At 40.8% G+C, this 4,192-nt stretch carries 2 protein-coding genes; both read right to left on the bottom strand.

Annotation, left to right across the window (positions count from 1 at the left end; all coding sequences use genetic code 11):
* Positions 1-103: 103 nt before the first annotated feature.
* Complete coding sequence (locus E1176_RS04855) at positions 104-1,186, bottom strand: porin family protein (protein WP_185152636.1); 1,083 nt, start codon at positions 1,184-1,186, stop codon at positions 104-106.
* A gap of 26 nt (positions 1,187-1,212) precedes the next feature.
* Positions 1,213-4,192 (bottom strand): nSTAND1 domain-containing NTPase (locus tag E1176_RS04850; protein ID WP_155209442.1); only part of this gene is annotated, 2,980 nt, incomplete at its 5' end.

Genomic DNA, 4,192 nt, shown 5'->3' with positions numbered 1-4,192 from the left:
TTGAAAAAAGTTATGTCTCTGGATGACGAAAACCGAACTTTATACCGCCCTGTAAGGCATAATGAGCTGGATGACGAAACTCTAATCAACGCAATCGATCTACTTAACCCTTCCTTTTTTTCTTTCTCTTTTTTATCACCTTCGGTTTGTAGATAGGGATGTAATAACCCAATGAAACGAACGCATTTTTAATACTATAATCATTATCTACGTATAAGTACTGATATTGCAATTCATTGTTGTTATATCGTGCATCGGTGTTTACCACATTAGGCAAACCATGTGAATATCTCACATCGAACAGCAAATAGCCATTTCCTAAAACATCTTTCATCTTCAGGCCGAACCCTCCAACAATACTGTAATTAAGACTTTCCCGTTGAGGGGTAAGGTCAATTGACGGACCGGAAACACTTCTATTTCCAACTTCAATATTAACACTATCCGTTCGCTCCACGTTGGCTTCTGCGCTTAGGAGATAACTCACAGCTCCTCCCACCTGCACATAATATTTAAGCTTGCTGCTACCAAAATTATACCTTACAAACAGTGGTAACTCACCCCACATTTGCTCTTCGGTATATAGTAAAGAAGAGAATTGAAGCTGTTTTTTGGTATACTCATACGTATTAGCAATAAGGTTTAGCTCAGTGGCAATTGAAAACTTCTTGCTTAGGGGAACATCCAATGTAAGCCCCACCTGATACCCAACTTTTGATCTGTAAGTGCCTGTAGAACTTGCAGTATTACTTAAACTGTAGTTTTTTTCTACATCTACAAATGTAGCATTGCCCCCGGCCTTTGCTCCTATGAGAAAAATAGGGTTAGTTCTGAATGAATTATATAAGTTGATAAACTCCGGTGGATCCACAACCGGGTTTATTTCGTACTCAGGCTCGAATTTTAAGAAATTAAGCATGGCATTTTCAGCAGCAGCACGTTCGTCATAATAGAGGTAAGAAAGAATCAATAGCTTGTAAGCCTCGACCATTTCTACATCATTAAAGCCATTTTTCAAACAATCTTCTAAGAGACCCGGCACCTCTTCAATTCGGCCCTGCTCATAAGATGATCTCGCACTATTGAGAGTTTTAGCACATGCATTTTCAGACTCCTGCCTTTGGGCTAACACATTATTGGTAAAAAGAAATAAAACGAACCCGAAACAGAGGGCTTTTAGTCGCATATTATTTGTCATCTGGTTATTAAATACTATTTACAGGTTATTTCATAAGGTATGTCTTCTGCCACGAACAACTCCCACTCATCTGTCGACATGTTTCTATTAAGCTGCTCGCACACCTTTGTTGCCATTTTTTGCGTGTTGGTTGGCCACAGTCTAATCAAGTAATCACGGCAACCAGCGAGTAGATCGGTGTCATCAGGGCTAAAAGCTATCGACCAAACCCAATCTTCATGATCTTTGAGCACAATAGGGGCATCAAATAGATTATCAACATTCCATATTCTCACGGTTTTGTCGAAACTTCCCGTTGCCAGTCGCTTATTATTATGGCTAAACTCGATGTTATTTACCCGGGCACTATGACCTGTAAGTGTGCTTAGCAGCCTATTTGACTTAAAGTCCCATACATGTACCTTGCCTTTTTCATCACCTGTAGCGAGATAGCGACCATTGTTGCTAAAAGCCACTGATATAAGTGCCGTTGCTCTGGAATCCTGAAAATAGGTACTGCTGCTATTATTGTCACCTAAGTCGATAACATTGAGCATACCATTTGATTTAGCGGCTGCCACAAACTTTCCATCAGGGCTGATGGCTATGGCATTAATCTTTTCATCACTCTCTGCAATAACTTCCTTTCTGTCGAAATCCTGATAGGTTATTCGCTTATCAGAGCCGGCATAGATGATCCCAAAATTATTATTAGCAAACTCCAAATACCAAACCTCTGCTACATCAATTGGCATTACACGTGGCTTCTTTTTCAGGTCGTTTAGGTCATAAATCTCTAAATAACCAAACTCACCACCACATGCTAAAAACCTATTGTCATTACTTACGGCAAGCGTTCTGTTAATTCTACCGGGCCTGTCAGATATCACTTCGTGAGAACTTTGTGGGTCATTACCATCCCATCTCAGTATTTTGCCATCACTACCGGCTGAGTAGATATATCTGGCATTTTTAGAAGTCACAATAGATCGTACATTTTGGGTGTGAGCAATTAAACTATTGTAATCAGGATGCTCCAGACTTTTTACGGCATAATATAAGCCATCATAAATATCCGGGTCAAACGGTCGACCTCCATTATCTCTATAAAAATCGAAAGCTTGCTTAGCAACCAAGCCTTTTTTGGCAGAATCTGTCAATTGCACCGACTTGATGGCCATTGATTTAGCGATAGAAAGCAACCTGAGCTGATAGGCTTTTTGCTCTTCAGTCATCGCTACTCTTCTGGCACTGTCTGCAATCACTGTCTGAATAATTGCATTTTGCCTTTCGGTTTCTGCTATCTGCCTTTGTTGTGTTGCTATCTGCTCATTTTTAACGGCTCGTTCTTTTTCAGTTTCAGCAATTTGCTTTTGCTGAATAGCTTCCTGCTCGTTGAGTTTAGCAATTTGTGCCTGCTGTTCGGCAGTCTCTTTTTGCTTGGCGGCTTCTGCTCGCTGAATGTCTGCTTCTCTTCTTTGTCTTTCTGCGTATAATAAAAACAAGAGAGCTACTACGATACCCAAGCCTAACACAACTGCGGTAATACGGGCCGCTACAAGTCTTCTCTTCTGAAGCTTTTCTCTTATTATTTGCTCTCTTTCATACTCTTTCTGGCTATACTCCAAAAACAGCATAGTGCGCTCATACGCTTTGTGATGGCGCAAACCCCATGCTAGAGAAGGCTTTTGCTCATCTCTCCAGCTTAATGCTATTTGCAAATCTGGTGGCCTCCATAAGCCGGCTTTTCCTTCCTGGTGCATCTCTGCCGCCTCAGCTAGTCGCAAGTACAGTTTTACTGATTCAGCCTCTTCTTCAACCCACTCATTAAGTTCTACCCATATTCTCATAAAGCTTTCATGAGAAATATCGATCATGGTGTTTTCTTGCAACTCACCATCTGCTGGTAGTAATAGCGTACGACCGGGTTTTCTAAAATGCTCAACCACCTCTCTGATCTCATCTTCAGGAGCGTTCACAATAGCTGCTATTTCACTTAGCTTAGTCGGTCGCCTTACACCTCTACCTTCTTCACCTTTTTCTGTTATGGTCTTAAATATGCGTTCACATATTTTCTTCTCTTCATCATTTAACTCCCTGTAGGCCTCCCTGGCGTGTTCAGAAAGTGCATTTTGCATTCTACCTACTGCCTCATAATCTGTAAGGCTTATAGGCTCACTGCCTACGCTATTGACTTGCCAATAGCTCCATGTACGCATGAGTGCATGCTGCATAATTGGTAATTGGTCGGAGCTATCACCGATATCATTTAAAATCTCCTGTACCAGCCTATCCTCGATTTGTGCGCCCATTACACTTATAGGCCCTACAATTGCACTTTGCTTTTCTTCTCTCGTCATCTGAGGAATCAAAAACTGGCTTTCATTAATTACCTCTGTGAGAGACGGGTATTGCGCACAATCACCGATAAAATCGGACCTAATCGTGGTGACTATGTAAATAGGAACCTCGGTCTGGTTAATAGCATGCACAACTAGCTTTACAAATGCATTTACTTCATCAGTATGTTGAGCTTCTGCATTATTTAAGGTGAACCTAAAGAGTTCTTCAAACTGATCTATGAACAGTAAGTAGTTCTTTTTTTCAGCCTCATATTTATTTTTTATAATCTTAACCAGACCATCTGTATACTCACTGAGGGTTGAGTAATTGACATTCCATTCTACATCATCGAGTTCTGGTTTGTCTTGTTGCCCCAAATAATACCCAGATAAAGCATTGGTGAGTGATTGGATGGGCGAATCACCAGGAGTCATTTCATAAATTTCCCAAGCACTGGCATCTTCGGTTTTGTAATCACCCATTAAAACAGGGAGGATACCGCAGCTCATAAAGGAAGATTTACCAACACCGGATGCGCCTACAATAGCTACGAATTTCCTGTTGATCAATTTATCAATTACCCGATCTACCTGGTTTTCTCTTCCAAAAAATAAATGGCTTTCTTCAAACCTAAAAGGCCTTAATCCGGGAAATGGATTTACACTTGTCGTA

Source organism: Fulvivirga aurantia, assembly GCF_009711475.1.
Lineage (GTDB): Bacteria > Bacteroidota > Bacteroidia > Cytophagales > Cyclobacteriaceae > Fulvivirga > Fulvivirga aurantia.
The sequence above is the reverse complement of the archived record's forward strand: the minus strand, read 5'-3'. Positions and strand labels throughout refer to the sequence as shown.

Bases quoted from the DNA above. Each gene is read 5' to 3' on its own strand.
- E1176_RS04855 (WP_185152636.1), bottom strand. From the start codon at position 1,186: ATGCGACTAAAAGCCCTCTGTTTCGGGTTCGTTTTATTTCTTTTTACC.